17 protein-coding genes and 2 pseudogenes are annotated in these 19,338 nt (G+C 34.4%); 12 read left to right on the plus strand and 7 right to left on the minus strand.

Translation table 11 applies throughout. From position 1 onward, the window contains the following. Positions 1–416: 416 nt before the first annotated feature. Positions 417–2,396 (plus strand): penicillin-binding transpeptidase domain-containing protein, encoded by a 1,980-nt coding sequence (locus tag MHH45_RS02190; protein WP_088094136.1) that lies wholly within the window; start codon positions 417–419, stop codon positions 2,394–2,396. 84 nt (positions 2,397–2,480) lie between these two features. Here the strand turns inward: MHH45_RS02190 and lsrF are convergent, their stop codons facing one another. Genes lsrF through MHH45_RS02210 form a run of 4 tightly spaced genes read right to left on the minus strand, consistent with a single transcriptional unit; the run spans position 2,481 to position 6,169 of the window. Further along, positions 2,481–3,263 carry a 3-hydroxy-5-phosphonooxypentane-2,4-dione thiolase gene (lsrF, locus tag MHH45_RS02195; RefSeq protein ID WP_016115243.1) on the minus strand — a complete coding sequence of 261 codons (783 nt, stop codon included), beginning with the start codon at positions 3,261–3,263 and terminating at the stop codon, positions 2,481–2,483. Positions 3,264–3,269: 6 nt separating this feature from the next. After that, positions 3,270–3,632: a cupin domain-containing protein gene (locus MHH45_RS02200; RefSeq protein WP_016115242.1), complete on the minus strand. Its 363-nt coding sequence runs from the start codon at positions 3,630–3,632 to the stop codon at positions 3,270–3,272. A gap of 24 nt (positions 3,633–3,656) precedes the next feature. Continuing rightward, positions 3,657–5,219, minus strand: coding sequence for an autoinducer-2 kinase (gene lsrK, locus MHH45_RS02205; protein WP_016115241.1), 1,563 nt, complete (start codon positions 5,217–5,219; stop codon positions 3,657–3,659). Then, positions 5,219–6,169, minus strand: a complete 951-nt coding sequence (locus MHH45_RS02210) for a sugar-binding transcriptional regulator (RefSeq protein WP_170927943.1) — start codon at positions 6,167–6,169, stop codon at positions 5,219–5,221. Before MHH45_RS02210 ends, lsrK begins: the two co-directional genes overlap by 1 nt. A gap of 179 nt (positions 6,170–6,348) precedes the next feature. Here MHH45_RS02210 and MHH45_RS02215 point away from each other — a divergent pair, with 179 nt between their 5' ends. Genes MHH45_RS02215 through lsrB form a run of 4 tightly spaced genes read left to right on the plus strand, consistent with a single transcriptional unit; the run spans position 6,349 to position 10,851 of the window. Next, the gene (locus tag MHH45_RS02215; RefSeq protein ID WP_016115239.1) at positions 6,349–7,842 is read left to right on the plus strand and encodes a sugar ABC transporter ATP-binding protein; all 1,494 of its coding nucleotides are present in this window, start codon (positions 6,349–6,351) and stop codon (positions 7,840–7,842) included. After that, on the plus strand, positions 7,839–8,816 hold the full coding sequence (locus MHH45_RS02220) for an ABC transporter permease subunit (protein ID WP_016115238.1): 978 nt from the start codon (positions 7,839–7,841) through the stop codon (positions 8,814–8,816). Before MHH45_RS02215 ends, MHH45_RS02220 begins: the two co-directional genes overlap by 4 nt. Beyond that, positions 8,813–9,811 (plus strand): ABC transporter permease, encoded by a 999-nt coding sequence (locus MHH45_RS02225; RefSeq protein ID WP_016115237.1) that lies wholly within the window; start codon positions 8,813–8,815, stop codon positions 9,809–9,811. The genes MHH45_RS02220 and MHH45_RS02225 overlap by 4 nt, the downstream gene beginning before the upstream one ends. Next, positions 9,808–10,851, plus strand: coding sequence for an autoinducer 2 ABC transporter substrate-binding protein LsrB (gene lsrB, locus MHH45_RS02230; protein ID WP_016115236.1), 1,044 nt, complete (start codon positions 9,808–9,810; stop codon positions 10,849–10,851). Before MHH45_RS02225 ends, lsrB begins: the two co-directional genes overlap by 4 nt. A gap of 27 nt (positions 10,852–10,878) precedes the next feature. Here lsrB and MHH45_RS02235 read toward each other — a convergent pair whose 3' ends face one another. Next, positions 10,879–11,430 carry a hypothetical protein gene (locus MHH45_RS02235; protein ID WP_016115235.1) on the minus strand — a complete coding sequence of 184 codons (552 nt, stop codon included), beginning with the start codon at positions 11,428–11,430 and terminating at the stop codon, positions 10,879–10,881. Between the two features lie 122 nt (positions 11,431–11,552). Here MHH45_RS02235 and MHH45_RS02240 point away from each other — a divergent pair, with 122 nt between their 5' ends. The 4 genes from MHH45_RS02240 to MHH45_RS02255 all read left to right on the plus strand — a co-directional run bounded on the left by MHH45_RS02240 (position 11,553) and on the right by MHH45_RS02255 (position 15,449). Beyond that, positions 11,553–12,599, plus strand: coding sequence for a DUF2332 domain-containing protein (locus MHH45_RS02240; RefSeq protein WP_077294091.1), 1,047 nt, complete (start codon positions 11,553–11,555; stop codon positions 12,597–12,599). A 101-nt stretch (positions 12,600–12,700) separates the two neighbouring features. Beyond that, positions 12,701–13,282 carry a TetR/AcrR family transcriptional regulator gene (locus tag MHH45_RS02245; RefSeq protein WP_016132943.1) on the plus strand — a complete coding sequence of 194 codons (582 nt, stop codon included), beginning with the start codon at positions 12,701–12,703 and terminating at the stop codon, positions 13,280–13,282. An 18-nt stretch (positions 13,283–13,300) separates the two neighbouring features. Next, the gene (locus tag MHH45_RS02250) at positions 13,301–14,839 is read left to right on the plus strand and encodes an MFS transporter (RefSeq protein WP_016132942.1); all 1,539 of its coding nucleotides are present in this window, start codon (positions 13,301–13,303) and stop codon (positions 14,837–14,839) included. A gap of 229 nt (positions 14,840–15,068) precedes the next feature. Further along, positions 15,069–15,449, plus strand: coding sequence for a VOC family protein (locus tag MHH45_RS02255; RefSeq protein ID WP_016115230.1), 381 nt, complete (start codon positions 15,069–15,071; stop codon positions 15,447–15,449). A 214-nt stretch (positions 15,450–15,663) separates the two neighbouring features. On the opposite strand, the gene MHH45_RS02260 is transcribed toward MHH45_RS02255, so the two are convergent. Beyond that, positions 15,664–16,248: an HAD-IA family hydrolase gene (locus MHH45_RS02260; protein WP_016115229.1), complete on the minus strand. Its 585-nt coding sequence runs from the start codon at positions 16,246–16,248 to the stop codon at positions 15,664–15,666. Between the two features lie 376 nt (positions 16,249–16,624). On the opposite strand from MHH45_RS02260, the pseudogene MHH45_RS02265 reads away from it, so the two are divergent. Beyond that, a pseudogene (locus MHH45_RS02265) lies at positions 16,625–17,365 on the plus strand (phosphotransferase). A 148-nt stretch (positions 17,366–17,513) separates the two neighbouring features. On the opposite strand, the gene MHH45_RS02270 reads toward MHH45_RS02265, so the two are convergent. Continuing rightward, complete coding sequence (locus MHH45_RS02270) at positions 17,514–17,894, minus strand: VOC family protein (RefSeq protein ID WP_016115227.1); 381 nt, start codon at positions 17,892–17,894, stop codon at positions 17,514–17,516. A gap of 335 nt (positions 17,895–18,229) precedes the next feature. On the opposite strand from MHH45_RS02270, the pseudogene MHH45_RS02275 reads away from it, so the two are divergent. Both MHH45_RS02275 and MHH45_RS02280 read left to right on the plus strand, forming a co-directional pair. After that, positions 18,230–18,720: pseudogene (locus MHH45_RS02275) on the plus strand (nitroreductase). A 39-nt stretch (positions 18,721–18,759) separates the two neighbouring features. Beyond that, on the plus strand, positions 18,760–19,338 hold the full coding sequence (locus tag MHH45_RS02280) for a GNAT family N-acetyltransferase (protein WP_016132941.1): 579 nt from the start codon (positions 18,760–18,762) through the stop codon (positions 19,336–19,338).

Below are 19,338 nucleotides of genomic sequence, written 5' to 3' on the forward strand. Positions count from 1 at the left end.
CGTTCTCTGTAGGGAAGGTAATGATTACTAGGGTCCAAGTTATATTGTTTATCCAGTTATTCACGGGCAGTAAGACTCTTACCTCAAAATTTGGCGAAAGCAAACAAGTTTAGGTGGGACTCAATTGCCCGTAAAAGCCTGGTTAGAGCGTGCTTATTAAGGTTGTACTTTATATTAAGAAGCTTTTTGAATAAAAGAATTAAGGTGAATTTGTGGAATAGCAGCTAGTATAGTTGCTATTTCACAGGTTTTTAATAATAACTTTGTTACCAAGATATAGACCATTATTAAATCTCAGGTGCATATTAATCAGTAGAAAACGAGCGGATGTACACTATTTATAGCAAGTTACTCATGTAAAAAGGATTATAAGAATTATTTAAGCTATTTTGATTTATTTAAAGGAGAAGTTTGAATTGAAAAAAATATGGATACTACTTTTCTTTTGTTTCACATTTATATTCGTAGGATGCAATAAAGGTGAAACTTCAGAACAAGCATTTGAAACATATATAAAATTATGGAATGACAAAAAATTTGCAGATATGTATGATCAACTGTCAAAACACGCAAAAGAATCCATTTCAAAAAAAGAATTTACAGAGAAAAATGAAAAAATTTACGAAGGTATTGGAGTTGAGAATTTAAAAATTAAAAGAGAGAAAGTAAGTAAAGATAAAACGGAAAGTGAGGTCATTCTTTTTACCGTAAGTATGGATACAGCAGGAGGAGAAATTTCTTTTTCACATGAAGCAACACTTGTGAAAGAAAAAGATGGAGATAAGAAATCTTGGAAAATAAATTGGACCCCAGACTTTATCTTTCCAGGGATGAAAAAAAATTATAAAGTCCGTCTGCAGACAGAGCAAGGAAAACGCGGTGAAATATATGATCGAAATGGAAAAGGGCTTGTAGTGGATGGAAAGGCAACTGAAGTTGGAATTATTCCAGAAAAATTAGGAGATACTGGAACACAAACGAAAGAAACAATAGCGCAATTACTTAATATGTCTATCGAAGAAGTTGACCAGAAGCTTACAGCGAAATGGATCAAACCAGATTCCTATGTACCAATTGGTATTTTACCAGAAGGACGAACACAAAGTGATTATATTTCGTTGGAAGGTGTTTCGTCTCGTCCGGTAAAAGTTCGTACATATCCATTAGGAGAAGCGGCAGCACACTTAACGGGATATATAGGAGAAGTAAATGCAGAAGAGTTAAAATTGCTTCAGAAAAAAGGATATCAAGCAGATGATTTAGTAGGTAAGACAGGATTAGAAAAAGTCTTAGAAAATAAATTGCGCGGTGAAAAGGGTGGACGCGTATTTATGGAAGATGAGAACGGAAAAGAGATTAAAAACTTAGCAAAAACAGAAGCAAGAGATGGAGAGAATGTTACATTAACAATTGATGCCTCAATTCAAGAAAAAATCTATAATGAAATGAAAAATGAAGCAGGATCTAGTGCAGCGATTAATCCAAAGACGGGTGAAACAATTGCCCTTGTAAGTAGTCCAGCTTATAATCCAAATATAATAGTTAGAGGGGCATCAAAAGCGCAACGTGAAGTATGGAATAATGATTTTAAAAATCCAATGATAAACCGTTTCACACAGGCAGTTGTACCAGGGTCTGTATTTAAAACAATTACAGGAGCAATTGGTCTGGAAGCAAAAGTTATAAATCCAACGGAAGAGTTTAAAATTGAAGGATTAAAGTGGACAAAAGACTCATCTTGGGGGAATTATTATGTAACACGTGTGAAAGATGCTAGTCCAATTGATTTCGATAAGGCAATGAAGTACTCTGACAATATTTATTTTGCACAAAAAGCTTTAAAAATAGGAAAAGATCAGTATGAAAGCATGCTTAAGAAGTTCGGATTTCATGAAAAATTGCCGATTGAATACGAATTTCCTATTTCAATCATTGCAAAAGATGGGATAAAAAACGATATTCAACTGGCAGATACAGGATACGGTCAAGGACAAGTATTAATGACACCTCTTCATTTAGCTTTAACATATGCACCGATTGTAAATGAAGGGAATATTCCGTCTCCACATCTGATACAAAAAGAAGTGAAGAATTGGAAAGAGAATGTGATTTCTAAAGAAAGTCAAAGAATATTAAAAAGTGCGTTAATAAAAGTAATTAATGATTCCGATGGTGCCGGGAAAATTGCTAGGATTGATGACATGACTCTTGCTGGTAAAACAGGTACGGCAGAACTAAAAGAATCAAAAGAAGAAGATGGAAAAGAACTCGGATGGTTTGCAGCTTTCGATGCAAATGCGCCGGATATGATTGTTACAATGATGATTGAAGATGTGAAAGGAAGAGGGGGTAGTAATGTTCCAGGTGAAAAAATAAAACATATTTTTCAGAAGTGATACTTAGATTTTATCATTAAAAAAGAACCCTTTTAATAAAGAGGGTTCTTTTTTTAGTAAAAACACATTATTTAATCAACTAATTTAATTTTTTACTTCATCATACAACTCTAGCCCTTCTTTCACATTCAAGCCATTTTTGACGATGCCATGAATCGCTTGAATCATCGCAGCTGGGTGTTCCGATTGCCAAATATTTCGGCCCATATCAACTCCAATTGCCCCTTCTTGCAATGCTTGGTATGTAATGGTTAAAGCATCTTCAATAGAATCTAATTTTGGTCCACCTGCAATGACGACTGGGGCAGGGCATGTGCTCGTAATTTTTTCAAATCCTTCGCAGTAATACGTTTTAATAATATCGGCACCCATCTCTACACATACACGTGATGCAAGTGCTAAAAAGCGAGCTTCTCGTTTTTGTAGTTCCTTTGCTACGGCTGTAATACCAAGCACGGGTAAGCCGTAATCATGTGCTTCAGAAACAACATTAGCTAGATTGGTAACGGTTTGTGTTTCATATTCTGAACCGACAAAAACAGATACACCAACTCCGGCCACATTTTGCCGCAGTGCTTCTTTGATTGATGTAACAATGGTCTCATTTGCTAAATCTTTACCAACTACAGTTGGACCACCTGAAACACGTAAAACCATTGGTGTTTTGCAGTCTTTAGGAATGCAGGAATTGAGTACACCCCTTGTTAAGAAGAGAGAATCTGTATAGGGAAGTAAATTTTTCACCGTTTCTAAAGGTTGCTCTAATCCATGAATAGGTCCTAAAAAGTAACCGTGATCAATTGCTAACATAACCGCTTTTCCATCAGGTAGAATCGTATTTAATCGATTTTGAAATCCCCAAGTCATTGTCAATCACTCCTTCGTTAAATTTGGATTTTCTGTTTGTACAGTATCTTTTTCTTGTAAATGTGGTGACTTAATAAAAACAGCTTTAAAGATTTGATCTGAGTGGTTAATAAGATAGTGAGATTCATGAGGGCGAACTTGCAAGACGTCACCTTGTTTTACAGGAACTCTTTCATTATCAATATAGAAATCAATTTCGCCTTCTAAGGCATAAAAAATTTCTTCACATATGGTGTGATAATGATTTTGAAATTCCTGCCCAGGTTGAATCACTACAACGCCAAGGTCAATGTTAGGGCCCTTTACTAAATATTTTGGACCATGGTTACCAAAGCGATAGGAAAAATCCTCTTCATTTACTTTGAGCATATTGTTCACTCCTTTATGAATGTGTTACAGTGCCCCCGGTGCAATCCACATATGTGATGTGAAGCCTTCATCCGCTAGAGGGAGTTGTTTTTCATAAACAGATTTCCACGTTTGATAGAAATTTTGATATAATTTATGATTTTCAGCATTCGGTTCATAGGTGCTTTCCCACTTTACAAATTCCTGAGAGATTGTTTCCATAGAGTCATATATTCCGGCACCAACTCCTGCCGCAATTGCTGTTCCTAAGGCGGCCGCTTCTTTTACAACTGGTACTTTAACAGAAATTCCGAGAACATCCGCAACAATTTGTGGCCATAGTTTTCCCTTTGCGGCACCCCCAGCAAATATCACTTCAGAAGGGAACTTTCCTGTTAATGATTCTATTAATTTTAAATTTCCAAGTGCTATAAATGCAGCATTTTCTTCGAGTGCACGGAACAGTTCTTTCTTTCCGCATTTATTAGCATCTAAGCTTAAATTAATGAAAGAAGGTGCGGCATGGCGCCATGAAATGTAGTTCATTACATTTGAAAATATAGGAATAATGCCATATGATCCGACTGGCACATGTTTTGCTTGTTCCTCTAATAATTCATAAGCATCTACACCTAGTTTAGTAGCAAGTTCTTTTTCTTCTTGGCAAAAAGCATCTCGAAACCATCTCATCACAAGCCCGGGGAAAAAAGCGATTGTTTCATATTGCCAAAGTGTAGGGATAGCGTGGCAATTGACGCGAATACGAGCATTTGAATCTGTTTTTGGACTTGTTATATTTACTTCTTGTTGCCAAAAGCTCCCTCCGCAAATAAATGTTTGTTCAGGATGTACGACTCCCGAACCGAGTGAAGCCATCTGGGCATCTCCGCCCCCAGCAACTACTGGTGTTCCTACTTGTAACCCTATCAGCTCTGCACTTTGTTTTGTTACTTGACCGATAACTGTACCAGCCTCATTTACAGTTGGAGAAAATGATAAAGAGAGCCCACATTGCTCAGCAATCAAATTATCCCAAGTTCTATTTTCTAAATCAAAAATACCCGATGTACATCCATTGGAAGGGTCTATTTGTAATACCCCGCACAATTTATATAAAATCCAATCGTTTAACATTGTAAAGGAATGGATTTTATCATATATATCAGGTTGATGTTTTTTAATCCAAAGCAATCTAGGTAATGCACCTAGCGCAAAAGTTTGCCCCGACTTCCCATATAAATCTTTTTCAAGATTTGAACGAATCTGTTTTAATTCACTTACTTCAGAAGAAGCACGGCCATCAACGTTCGCACATGCCCATATTTCTTGCCCACTTTTATCATATAAAACAAATCCTTCGCGCATACTTGTTGCACTAATTCCTTTAATAGAAGAAGGGGATATATTGCTTTTTTGAAGTACATCTTTTGTGCATTCTTGAACGAGTTTCCAATTCTCTATCACATCAAAATTCATAGAACCAGGATAACGAGAGTCGGGCTTATGAACCCACTCTTTTTGACTCACAGCAAGCTGATTTCCTTGTAAATCGAAAAGGACGGCCCTGATACTACCAGTACCTGCGTCGTAAGCTAATAGAGAAGACATTATGATTCACCTTCCTTTCTTAATAGGGAGAGTGCTGTGTCCTCATCGGTAATTAATGTATGAATGAATCTACCTTTTAAAGCCCCGTAAATTGCATCTAATTTTTCTTCACCGCCAGCTACACCGACTACGTGTTTCATCTTTTGAAGAATAGAAAGAGGTGTACCAATTAGGCGATCGTGATGTGGAAGTTCTAGTAATTCTCCATGTGTATTGAAAAATTGCCCTAAAATATCTCCGGCACCATTTTGACTTCGTATATAGGTCATTTCACGAAGCGTTAATTTTTCTTCTTTTACAATCGTTGCATCATGAGATAAACCACCAATACCAACTATTGCTGTATTAGCAAGTGAAGCGACATGTAGCATATCTTTGACTGCTGGTTCTGAGAGAATACTTTGCGCCATTTCGGTTGTGGATGCTAAAAATGGTGTGGGAATGATATGAAGTTCTCCTTGCATGTGATTTAAATAATTTTGCTTTTTAGGAAGATAGTGATTTACACCACCTGTAAGGGTAACAATTGAAAGTTGCATAGATGGTTCAAAATGAATGTTTTCTAGCATTTTTGATATTGTTTCTCCCCAGCCAATACCGAGTAAATCTCCTTGTTGTAAATGAGTTTCTACATATTGCGCTGCAGCTTTCCCTAAAGAATTAGGGCTATTTTCCATCGGAGTAGGAATAACAAAAGAATCTTTCAAGTGAAACCTTTTAATTAGTTCACGTTCAATGCTTAAGCAATGTAAACCCGTACCTTTTACATGAAATGTAACGACACCTTCAGCTCGAGCCTTATCTAATAACCGAACGACCTTATTTCGCGAAATGTGAAGCAAAGAAGCGATTTCCTGCTGCGTTAAATGATCTTTATAGTAATACCAGGCTACTTTTGTTAACAAATTTTCTTCAAAGTTCAACTGTGACATGCTCTTCATCCCTTTCAACAATTGACCGATGCTTAAACATATGTGCTTATTTTTTTGTTTATACCGATAGAAGTAGTAATTGTGTTCAAGAAAAATTTGTTCTAGATATGAAAAAAGGGATATACAATGCTACAAAACAAGTAGAACAAAAAATCATTTTCTCAAAAATTGTTCTGTATAAAGGCAGGTGACAAGATGTGGAGAATGCCCCCTTATTAAAAGTGAGGCAAATGAGTAAATCATTCTCAGAACAAAGGGTACTAAAAGAAGTGAATTTAGAATTAGACTATGGCGATGTTTATGCTTTAGTTGGCGGAAACGGTGCTGGGAAATCAACATTGATGAAAATATTAATAGGTTTATACTCTTATGATGCCGGGGAGATGTATGTAAAGGGAGTAGTGCAAAGTTTTTCTAATCCAGCGGAAGCACATTTAAATGGTATTTATTTAATTCCACAAGAACCGTTAATTTTTCCTCATATGACAATTGAAGAAAATATATGTATTGGAATAAAAGCAAAGAAGAAGGAACTTCGTACAAAGATAAAAGATTTGATAAAAAGTTTAGGGTGGAACATAGAACTGCGTGCAATTGGAAGTTCATTATCAATTGCACAGCAACAATTAGTAGAAATATTAAGAGGATTAATAAGAGAAGCAGAGATTCTTATTTTAGATGAGCCAACATCGACATTAACAACTCATGAAATAAAGAGTCTTTTTGTGCTGATAAAAGACTTAAAAGAAAAGGGAATCGGAATGATTTATATTACGCATCGTTTTCCGGAAATCTTTGAGATTGCAAATAAAGTAGCTATTTTGCGTGATGGAATGATAGTGAGTCAAGGGGATGTATCAGATTATACATACGACATGCTAATGGAGGGATTATTGCCTAAAGATTATAAACAAGAGGAGAAGAAAGAGGCACCTCAAGAAACGATGAAACTTTCTCAACAAGTATTAGAGGTAACAAATCTGTCGAGTTATGCATTTCAGAATATATCACTAAATGTACATGCTGGGGAGATTGTAGGGATTGCTGGTGTTGTTGGATCGGGTAGAACGGAATTAGCAGAAGTGTTATATGGGATAAGGCCCATACTGTCAGGGGATATTTTATTAGAAGGGGAGTCAATTGCAAAGTGTTCTACGAGTAAGCGATTAGATAAAGGGATGGTATATGTTCCGGAGGATAGGGCAGGGAGTGGTATTTTTTCAATTCGGTCTGTTAAAGAAAATATAACGGCAGCTTCTTTACACCGGATGAGCCCATTCTTTTTAAAACACAAAAAAGAAAGCGCTTTAATGGAATTGTATATGAATAAGTTTCGGATAGTTGTTTCCAATGTAGATGAAAAAATGACATCTTTATCAGGTGGAAACCAACAAAAAGTTGTATTAGCAAAATATCTTGCCTGTGAACCTAAATTAATTATTCTCGATGAACCAACGCGCGGGATTGATGCAAAAGCAAGATTAGAAGTATATGAGGCAATTCAAAGTTTAAAACAATCAGGGCTTGCGATTTTATTAATTTCCTCAGATGTAGAAGAAATTGTTCAATTAGCAAACCGGGTATATGTGATGAGGAATGGAAAACTTGTTTCTCATTTAGAGAAAGGAGAAGTTTGTATAGATGAAGTTACACGCCTTGCATATGTGGGAAGGGAAGGTGTAACGGAATGAAACGTTTTTCAAATATAGTTAAAATGCATGAAACATCCATTATTATTTTATTACTTATTTACATAGCCCTCGTAGGAATTATTAATCCTAGTTTTGTTCAGTTTAGTTCGCTTTCTTTAATTGTGAAATCAAGTCTTATTTTAGTCATACTAGCTATTGGTCAATCATTCGTATTATTTACTAAAAATATTGATGTTTCAGTCGGTTCTATTATGGGATTAAGCGCAGCAATTTGTGGGATGTTTTTGACAAATGGTAATAGCATCTTAATTTCAATCATTGTTGCAATCTTGCTTGGAGCTGTGATTGGAATGATAAACGGCGTTGGGGTTACGAAGTTTCGTGTACCGGCAATTATTATGACATTAGGAATGTTAGGGATTATTAGAGGAGCGATGTTGATATATACAGGCGGCAAATGGATTGAAGATATTCCTAAGTCTTATAAACAGATGTCTTCTGTCATGATACTAGGGCTTCCAGTTACAGTATGGATCATTTTGGCTATTTTACTATTATTATATATCTTTTTAACGAAAGCACCTTTTGGAAGATATTTTTATGCTGCCGGAGATAACGAAGACGGAGCACGCCTCATTGGAATACCGGTAGACAAGGTGAAAATATATGCATTTATTATTTCTGGGATGAGCGCAGGGGTTGCAGGATGCATATTTGTTATGAATATCGGCTTTGTGCCAAATCAAACTGGTACAGGAATTGAGTTACAAGTAATTGCTGCCGCTGTTCTCGGCGGAATTCATCTAAAAGGTGGAACAGGTTCTATATTTGGAGCAGCACTGGGAGCGATTTTTTTAGAAGTTATAAGTAGTTCATTAGTCTTTTTAAAAATACCTGCTTTTTGGAATAGTGCTATATCAGGATTCTTACTGTTACTTATTATTATATTAGACAGCATCTTAAAAAAATGGAAGGGAATAAGACAGTTGGAAGAAAGAAGGATGAATCTATGAAGTATGCACGTGGATTTTTAAGATGGGAAGGAGTTCTTATTGTATTACTTATTATAGAGTTCATTCTCTTTGGTTTGTTAAACAGTGATTTTTTAAATATTAGTAATTTACTTTTCAGTATGAATGACTTCGTTTTTATTACGATTGCCGCAATTCCAATGACTTTTGTAATTATAACAGGTGGAATCGATGTATCTGTAGGATCGATTATGGGGCTTACTTCAATTCTTATTGGTGTACTCTGGATGAATGGAATTCCGGTTATTTTAGCTGTAATTATTGCCTTGTTTATCAGTTGTCTAGCGGGTTGTATCAACGGGGTGATTATTAAAACGACAGAGGTAGAACCTCTTGTTGTTACACTTGGAACGATGTTTTTATATGCAGGAATTGCACTTGTTATCTCGGGTGGCTCAAATGCCAGTGGATATGAAGGGATAAGTGGTTTACCGGATTCTTACGTGCAACTTGCAAATGGAAGTTTTATAGGAATTCCTAATTTAGTATGGTTACTTTTCGTTTTGACTGTTTTGTTTACACTCTTACTTCATCGAACAAGGTACGGACGTTATGTCATATTGACAGGTGCGAGTGAAAAGGCAGCTAAATATTCGGGTATTCGAACAAAAAAAATAGTAACTATTGCCTATATTCTTTCTGGGTTAGGAGGTGGATTAGGAGGGGCTTTTTTAACAGCATATTTTGGCTCAGCTCGAGCTGATATTGGAAGCGAGACAATTCTGCCGGTTATTACGGCAGTTGTATTAGGTGGGACACTCATCACTGGGGGAAAAGGAAGTATTCTTGGAACAGTACTAGCAAGTATATTTATTGGAATGATGCAGTACGGTTTACAAATGACAGGTTTAACGAACGAACAGTCAAATGTAGTTATTGGTATTATACTTATCCTCTCTGTTATTATTAGGCATTTCAAGTTACAGCAACTCACTATGTGGAAAAGAAGGAAATTGCATAAGGGGGAAATGTCATGAAAAGAAAACTGGGGATTTTTATCATTACATGTGTTTGTATCATCGGTTTAATCGCATGTTCTAGCAAAACAGCAGACAAGAAAAAAGCAGATGATGTGAAATTTGCTTTCATTCCGAAATTGACAGGGGTTGGCTTCTTTACATCAGGTGGTGAAGGGGCAAAAGAAATGGGAGATAAATTAGGGGTACAAGTGAAATATGATGGGCCGTCAGAGGCTAGTGTATCAGGGCAAGTAAAATATATAAACAATTTTATTAATCAAAACTATGATGCATTGATGGTTTCATCTACATCGGTTGATGGACTTTCACAATCATTACAACGCGCTAAGAAAAAAGGAATGACGGTGTTGACATGGGATTCTGATGTAAATCCGAAAGACCGTTCATTTTATATAAGCCAAGGAACGCCGGAGCAACTGGCAAATTTATTAATTCAAATGACCTCATCACAAATTGGAGATAAAGGAAAAGTAGCATTCTTTTATTCAAGTCCGACTGTAACAGATCAAAATCAGTGGGTAACAAAAGCAAAAGAGATTATAAAAGAAAAATATCCAAATTGGGAAATTGTAACGACGCAGTACGGAGAGAATAATGCACAAAAATCATTATCGGTTGGAGAAAGCATTTTAAAAACGTATCCAGATATTAATGCAGTGATTTGTCCTGATGCAACAGCACTTCCAGCAATGGCACAAGCTGCTGAAAACTTAAAAATGGATAAAAAGGTAGTTGTGACAGGATTTTCAACTCCAAACGTAATGCGTGATTATGTAAAACGTGGAACTGTTCAGCAATTTGGGCTATGGGATGTAAAACAACAAGGCGCACTTGCCACTTATGTTGCAAATGAAATTGTGGTAAAAGGAAAGAAATTAAAAGTTGGCGATAGCTTTGAAGTTCCGAATATAGGTAAAGTAAAGGTGGAACCGAATTCTATTCAAGGTTATGACTATGAAGCAGATGGAAATGGAATCATTGTATTACCAGAAAGAGTTGTATTTACGAAGGATAATATTGATAAGTATAATTTTTAATGTTGAAATGAAAAACGTCCGGTATTTTTATCGGACGTTTTTATTATGCCAATCTTTTAGAATCTCTTCATCAATTTGTCCAACTACTTCTTGTGTACCATCACCTTTTTCAATTTTAACCTCAGCCCATTCTGTATTACTAACGACATACCAAAACCTTTTTGTTCCTTCAACAGTAATGATTTTTGCATTTTTGTTCCCGACATAAACTTTAGTAATAGCGTTATCACGAATTGTTCCAGCATAAATGTAAGGGATTTGATGCATGGAAGTCCATCTTACAGGGCTATTCCATTCAGTTCCTGTAGTTCTTATCCAATTCCACTTGTCACTTTCCTTTTCAAAATAAGCAATGAATATTTGTTCTCCTTGCTGATTTTGTTCTGTAAATATTGCTACGGCATCATTTTCTTGTGAAACATTCATTTCTGTATGAATGAGAGTGTAGGAATTGTTCTTTTGTCCAAAATGCATTTTTTGCATCTTTTCATGGAAGTACATATAAAAGGATTGCTCTTTTGAACAGCTAATAAGAAATGTGATTAATATGAGGAAAGTATAGGTTATATTTCTATTCAACTTGCTGCCTCCTTTTATCTTGAAGGATAAGTCTTTTTAGCAAAATAAGTACAAATATCCTAATAATTGTATTTATGTTAAAATTATTCTGAATATTAAATTATGCGATTGGAGGAGTCGATTTGCTTACACAAGAACAAATCTCCAACTTATTTAGAAATTTTTCTATAAAAGAATGTAAAGGATCGAGCGATTTATATGAACATTTATCATTAAAAATTTCAGAAGACGAGGAAATCCTTGCATTAGCGTCACACGCACAACTTGGTCAGCCAACTCCTAACTTATTACTTGGTGCTGTTCACTATTTATTACTGAAAGGGAGTAATCATGTATTAAAACAATACTATGGTAGCCTTGTTTCGGCTCCAGAAAAAAATCTAGAACATTCTTTTCAACATTTTAAAGATTTTTGTCAGATTCATAGGGAAGAGATAATCAATATTTTAAAAACAAAGCTAGTGCAGACAAACGAAGTAAGACGATGTACATATTTATATCCGAGTTTTTGTTATATATTTAATAAAGTGAACAAGCCTTTAGCGCTAATTGAAATTGGGACAAGTGCTGGTTTACAGCTGTTCTGGGATCAGTATAGCTATTCTTATGGAACAGGAGAGGTTTTTGGAAATAAAGACTCTAAAGTTCATTTGAAATCAGAAATAAAAGGGGAGAATCAGCCATTTTTCTTACAACAAAGTCCACCTGTCGTAGAAAGAATCGGACTTGATTTACATATAAATGATTTAAATAATGAGGAAGATTACTTATGGTTACGCTCACTTATTTGGTCTGAGCATAAAGAACGACTTGAAATGTTTGATCACGCAGCAGCTTGTTTAAAAGAACAATCTGTAAAATTAATAGAAGGGGATGGAGTAGCTCTTCTTTCAGAAATTGCAGAACAAATTCCAGAGGATTCGGTGATTTGTGTTTTCCATACACATGTAGCGAATCAAATACCAGAGAGTGTAAAACATAAATTAGTAGAAAAAGTTAAAGAAATTGGTGCGAAACGGGATGTTTTCCATCTTTATAACAATATGTGGGATAGAGATCTTCATCTTGATTATTTTATGAATGGGAAAGAATACAATGAAACTGTTGGAGAAACGGATGGCCATGCGCGTTGGTTTAGTTGGAGGTTGGGCGATAAATCGCTTTGTTAGACTTATGAATAAACAAAAATGAAAGTAACTAGTTACTTTCATTTTTGTTTATGATAATATGTTAGTAATCACTTACTTACATATTGGATGGAGGAATTAGAATGGGAAAACCAACAGCGAGAGAAAAGGTTATGGAAGCAGCGACTTTATTATTTGGTGAAAAGGGATATACGGCCACGACAATTCGTGAAGTTGCAGAAAAAGCAGGGGTAAGCGAGTTGACAATTTTTCGTAATTTTAAAAACAAGGAAAATTTATTTCGGGAAAGTATTATTTTGCGAACAACCCCAGTTGCTTTATTAGAGGAATTAGAAGAACAGTTTACAGGTGATTTAAATAAAGACCTTACAAAGATTGCAGAAACATACATTCAGGTAAACTTACCAAAATTAAATTATATTTGGGCAGCATTACTAGAATCTAGACAAAATAGTGAAATGAAACGATTACTTCATGAATTAAATTCACATTTAGTTGACCATTTAGAAACATATTTACAGCTACTTGGAGAGAAGGGACATATTATTACATGTAACTATCGTTTAATAGCGAACATGTTTTATGGACAATTATTCTTATATATTATGAATGTGAGTATAACGGAAGAGGATATTCAATTAGAAGAGTACATAGAGACATGTGTAACTCTATTTATTAACGGGATTTCAAATAAGAAAAATTAAGAGAGAGGAAATGGAAACATGAGAAAATTATTTGCGCTATTTGCATTAGTTGCAGGATTCTTCATGGCAATTTTAGATTCAAATATTGTAAATATTGCATTGCCAGAAATGACAAAAACATTTCATACGTCTATTGATACAATTTCTTGGATTGCAAATGGATATAATGTCGCTTTTGTTACTTGTTTATTAATAGCAGCTCGTCTTGCGGATCAATTTGGCCGCAAGAAGCTGTATGTTATTGGGTTATTAGGGTTTTCTATCAGCTCACTTATGTGCGGAGTGGCAACATCTTTTCATACATTAGTAATTTTTCGGGTGTTACAAGGAATTTCTGCAGCCATAATTGTACCTGTTGCGATGCCGCTTGGACTTGAACTTGTGCCAAAAGAAAAACAAGGTATGATAGGTGGAGTTATGGGGGCTTTTGGTGGATTAGCTGCAGCGATTGGTCCATCACTTGGAGGTGTTTTAACAGATAAACTAAGTTGGAACTGGGTATTTTTTATTAATGTTCCAGTCGGTATTCTATCCTTAATCTTTGTCTTTCTTTTTATTAAAGAATCATATGATCATACAGCTAGTTCTAAAATAGATTGGGCAGGTATGGTTACTTCATCATGTGCATTGTTTTTACTTGTGTACGCTCTGATACAAGTAAATAAATCGAGTTTAAGTCCGCTAAGTATAAGTCTTCTCTTTGTTATTTCTTTTATAAGCTTCATATTGTTTATCTTTATTGAAAAGAAAAGTGAAAATCCGATGTTACCCCTATATTTATTCTCATATAAGGAGTTTTCGTTTTCAAATCTTTCATTATTTTTTGTAGGCATGGGTTTAATGAACTTTTTATTTGTTTTTGCATTTTACTTAGTTCAAGTAGATGGAATGAGCGAGCTTCAATCAGGGATGATTATTAGTACACTTGCGGTAGTATCAATGGTAGTTACCGCGATTATGACACCCATTGCTGCAAAACGTGGAAGTAGTGTTATCGGTAGTATAGGAATTATCGCATTTATAATCGCTTCGTATTTATTTGGTCATATGGAATCAGGCTTTTCAAATTGGGATTATATTTGGCGACTCGTGGTTGTAGGTTTTGGTGCAGGGTGTACGCTTGCTCCATTGACAACAACTGCCGTTTTAAGTGTTCCAACCGAAAAATCAGGTATTGCGTCAAGTATATCTAATATTTCTAGAACAGTAGGAAGTATAGTAGGTGTAGCGATATTAGTTGTGATTTTAAATCATCAATTATCTATCGAAAAAGAAGAAATAAAGCAACAAGTGAAAGCGATGATTCAAAAAGGCAATCAAACAGACTTTGAAAAACAAAAAATACTACACGTAATACAAACAAGTGATGAGAAGAAATATGTAAGCATGGAATCAGAGGAAGGAAATAAACTCTACGAACAAATTAAATGGAAATATAAATACGGGGTTATTCGTAGTTTTAATAAAACTTTTTTAATAGGAGCATTTATTTTCTTTTTGGCACTTATTTGTAGTGTAGTGGAAATATACATGAATAGAAAAAGGACAATAAATTAAGACATACAGGTTAAAATGAAGAGAGAATATAGCAACTTAATTTACATAATGTTATTATGGTTATTAGATCTGTATCGGCTATTACTTAATTGATAATCCTCATTTCAAGATATTAAGGAAGATAAAATATTTAAAGTGAAAGTTTAGTATAAAAGCACTTTAAAAAGAACGCTAGTTCGTATATACTTAATACAATTGAAGTTGAAGTAGAAGAAGGGAAGAAAAGATAATGATTCATAAAATCGGTCAAATTATGTTATATGTAAATAATCAAGATGAGGCTGTGCAATTTTGGACAGAAAAAGTAGGTTTCCACTTAGTTGCGGATGAAGATAACGGTCAAGGGTTTAGATGGATTGAAATCGCGCCAACAGAGACAGCAGAAACGAGTATTGTTCTACATAATAAAGAATTAATTGCGAAGATGCAGCCTGAATTAAATCTTAGTACACCCTCCATGTTGTTTTTCACTGAAGATATCGATAAATTATATAAAGAGTTTGTAGAGAAAGAAATTACAGTTGGAGAAATTGTAAATATGCCGTCTGGTAGAGCGTTTAATTTTGCTGATCATGAGAAGAATTACTTTGCAATTATGGAGAAAAATTAATTAAGAGTATAAATCGATTTGAAATATGAACACGATGTTTTAAAGTTTGTATAGATCCTGTTTTACAGGGTCTTTTTTTATCATTTTAACCGATTCATCCCCCTCCTCTAAACGAAGTGAAGGTGGGGGGAGTTCAATTGGCTCTGTTAAAGTATTATGTTGATAGTAATAAAAATAAAAGAACCAAACTTTGGTCCTTTTACTGTATGTATTGTTAATCAATCGCCTGTTTTGTTAACGAAATATTGGTATTAAAAAATTCTGAGTAGTCCTGTAAATGATAATCAGCTAAATCACTTTGACTTTGAAACATACATGTTGAAATTCCTAATTTTTTTGCGGGTAATAAATCTAATTCTCTGTCTCCAATAACTAAATTGATTCTGTGTTTTGTGTGCAAATGAATATATGCTAATGGATTGGGTTTTCGAGGAAAACCATCGTCAATCGTAACCATATCAACAAAGTATTTATCCCATCCGTAGTACTTTAATATGGCTGAAATTCCGTCCCTATGCTTATGGGTCATAATTACATTTTTATTTGCAAATTTTAAGATTTCTTCTACATTATCAAACGGTTTCATCTCTTTTGGAGATAGTTTCTTCGTTAGGTTTTTTATTTCTTCTTCTTTATTGCTGGAAATGTTATAGTAATCAATTGCATGAGAATACGAAATTTTTAACTTTTCATAGATTTCCTGTTTATCCACTGTATCTCCTAAAACCTGAGAGAGTATTTTTGTATACGCAGGATAAGTATCAAATAATGTTCCATCAAAATCCCACAAAATGTTCAATTAAACCACCCTTTTTATAATTATATCAGTATAAATTCGTCAAGCTAACGTAAACTCCTTCTTTTATTGAACTACCCGCATGGACGAACAGGGGATAATCCCAATTAAAACTCAAATGTAGATATTCTGTTAATGTAAGGGGGAAGGTTTTCACTATAATTACATCGAATTTATTAAATGAAACGCAGGATATTATTGTGATTTATCCCGCTATTCGCGTGCAGTAAAACCCCCGACTCAAAATTCAGCAGAAGCAAAGAAGTTGGGTGAAGATAGGGCTGCCCGTAAAAGCTTAATTGGTGAGGGCTGATAGTCAGTGGGGGTGAAGAAACCCCAAATGATTAAAGTTTCACTTTATCTTAAGGAGAGGGAATAATTGAACCTAGGTAATCCGATAGCTATTGGGAATACAGCAAAGATATATCTTTATGATAATAAAATTGTGAAAGTGTTTAAAAAGCACTTTCCAAATACAGAATCTTTATATGAGGCAAAGAAACAAGAATACGCTTATTCATGCGGGATTCAAGTCCCAAAGGTATTAGAAGTCACAGAAATAAAGGGTAGGTAAGCAATTATAATGGAATATGTAAAAGGGAAAACAGTAGGTGATCTCTTAATTCATAATATGGAACGAGCTGAGCATTACATAAGTATTTGTGTTAATGCACAACAAAAGGTGCATGCTGTTGTTGTTGATTCGGATTTACTTGAACCGATGTCAGAAAAACTATATCGCCAGATTAAATCAGCACATAATCTAGATGAGAAACAAAAGGGTAAATTGTTAAGAAAATTGGATTCAATGGTATTTGAACCTAGGCTATGTCATGGGGATTTTCATCCATTTAATTTGATTTTGAGTAATGATAATGTGAAAATTATTGATTGGGTGGATGCTAGCGCGGGAGATATTCGTGCCGATGTCTACCGAACATATTTGTTGTATGCCCAGGCTTCAGTAGAGTTGGCTGAAATGTATTTACGTATATATTGCAAAAATGCTGGTTTATCAAGGGATGAAGTTATAAAGTGGGCTCCTATTATTGCTGGGGCAAGATTGTCAGAAAAAGTATCTTCAGAAAACATAGAACATCTAAAGAGATTAGTAGACTAGTATTGTCATTAAGGAACACGATAGAACTAGCATTTCTGTAATAATCAAATTTTTTAATGCGACAGAATTAGATAATAAAACCGTTCAAAATTTTTGAACGGTTTTTGGTTGTTATATTATTTTTTAACTTATATATTGAAAAGTTATGCTAGATAGTTATTTCGATTTGATTTCCTTCTGGATCACTAATTACGCTCTCATAATAGCCATCTCCAGTGAAACGTGGTCCATTTAATACCGGATATCCAGCTTCTTTTAATGTTTTGGTTAGTTGATTCACATTTTCTTCACTACCAACAGAAAAAGCCAAGTGAGCATACCCGGTTATATTGGGATTAGGTTTATCTTCTATTCCTTTCTTTCGCATAATTTCAAGGCGTACTCCAGATTCAAAAGTAATAAAATAAGATTCGAAGTGTTTAGCTTTATTGTGATATAAAGAATTCGCCTCTCCATTAAAGTATTGTGTATAGAAAGTGCGCATTGTATCTAAATCATTCACCCAAATTGCTATATGTTCAATTTTCATTTATTTCACCAGTCCTGTTCTTACGTGAATTTATCCCGCATTAATAGACAGTAACATTCCCACCTCAAAATTTAGCGGAAGCAAAGAAGTTATGTGAGAGATGGAGAACTTCAAACTTCATAATGTTTTACTTTATGAAGTTTGAAATGATATGTCAAGAAATAAGAGTGGATGCTGAAAGAAATCGATTTTAAACATAGAAATGAAAAAGTTATTTAGCAAAGATTTATGTTAATTTTCTGATGTGGGAATACATAGGTTTTTTAATAGAATGAGTCTTTACATAGTAATTTAATATTTTTACGGTAATTACAAGTTAAGGAGGAGAATAATTTATGGGTCAATATGAACAAATGTTGCTCGTTGGAACAATTATGTCTATTATACTATCCATAATAATTTTGGGATCATTATATTATAATCCTCGTCTATGGTTAAATGACTATCCTAAGGATATTCAAAAATCTGTTCTGCCAAAACAATTACTGAAAAAAGACAAACTTTATACTTTGGAATTGTATATAATGTAATTCTTTTTGGAACACCCTTCATTTCAACTTTTTTACTAAATCAACATAAGAAATTATTTTTTATAGATGCTTTCTTACATTCTTTTGGAATTTTAATGATTTTTAACTTAGTTGATTTACTCATTCTAGATTGGCTTATATTTTGCCGGATTACCCCGAGATTTGTTGTTATTCCTAGTACAGAAGGGATGAAGGGATATAAAGATTATAAGATGCATCTAAGAGGAGCAATGATTGGTACGCCTTTCCTCATAATTGTTAGTTTATTCATTGCTGGAATTGCTATAAATATTTAGTACGAGGAAAATATTGTATTTTATTTAGAGGAGATAAGGATGGACATTATAATTAGGAAACTAGAATTAGAGGATTTGAATGAATTTCCTGAAATTGATGACAGTTTTACGGTTGATTCTAAGTTAGTTCTTTCATTAGGAGCGAAGAATCAACGAATAGAATACACAGTACGGGAAATACCAAGCTATGAGAAAAATTATTCAGAAGATATATATAAAGAGGATCAAGAGAATGATTTAGATTATAGTGAATATGTTAATAATCCAGATAAGATAAATTATTTGGCGTTTATGAATCACCAAATAATTGGAATGATTATAGTAAAGAGAAACTGGAATGGTTTTGCTTACGTGGAAGATATAAAAGTAGATAAGCAGTTTAGACAGCTTGGAGTTGGTAGGAAATTAATTGAGCGGGCAAAGGATTGGGCACAAGTTTGTGAAATGCCAGGAATCATGCTGGAGACACAGAACAATAACGTTAAAGCGTGCAAGTTTTATGAAAGTTGTGGCTTTGTTATAGGAGGCTTTGATTTTCTTGTATATAAAGGGATAAATGAGCAAAATGATGAAGTTGCAATATATTGGTATTTGAGATTAAAAGATAGTCCGATATAA

Source organism: Bacillus sp. FSL K6-0042 (assembly GCF_038006685.1).
Classification (GTDB): domain Bacteria; phylum Bacillota; class Bacilli; order Bacillales; family Bacillaceae_G; genus Bacillus_A; species Bacillus_A pseudomycoides.